Genomic DNA, 765 nt, shown 5'->3' on the forward strand with positions numbered 1-765 from the left:
GTTGTTTTTATCTTCAATATTTTCAATTGATATATGTGCTTATGCTGTGATGAGTAACCATGTGCATGTGGTGTTACATGTAGATGTGCAACAAGTGATGGCTTGGACAGATAGTGAAGTGGTTGAACGCTGGCACCGCCTACATAAAGGCACATTGCTCACGCAAATGTTTGTAATAGGTGACACGTTAAGCCAAAGTCAACAACTCACCTTAGATGACACCATAATCGAGTATCGCAAGCGCTTACATGATATTAGCTGGTTGATGGGTAACCTGAATGAACATATTGCCCGAGAAGCCAATAAAGAGGATGACTGTACCGGAAGATTTTGGGAAGGACGTTTTAAATCACAGGCTTTATTAGATGACGCCGCATTACTGTCCTGTATGGCCTATGTAGACCTTAACCCTATTCGAGCCAAGATAGCGGATACCCCTGAAACGTCAGAGCACACCAGTATTAAAAAACGCTTAGAATCGATAAAAGACCTCATCACAACACCTCCACTGATGTCTTTTGTCGGCAACCCCAGACAAGATATGCCAAAAGGTATTGCCTTTTCACTCAAAGACTATTGTGAGTTAGTGGACATAACAGGCAGAATAATCAGAGATGACAAAGCAGGAAATATTGAGCATCAACAACAACCCATATTACAAAGGTTAGGTTTATCAGACGACCAATGGCTCACCCTCACCACAGAGTTTGAAAGGCATTTTTGTTATGCTGCAGGAGCAGAAATGATGATGAACCAGTTTAAAGC

1 protein-coding gene is annotated in these 765 nt (G+C 41.7%); it reads left to right on the forward strand.

Annotated elements, in window-relative coordinates:
• Positions 1-765 (forward strand): hypothetical protein (locus tag GARC_RS26895; protein ID WP_039990166.1); only part of this gene is annotated, 765 nt, incomplete at both ends.

This window comes from Paraglaciecola arctica BSs20135 (genome assembly GCF_000314995.1).
Lineage (GTDB): Bacteria > Pseudomonadota > Gammaproteobacteria > Enterobacterales > Alteromonadaceae > Paraglaciecola > Paraglaciecola arctica.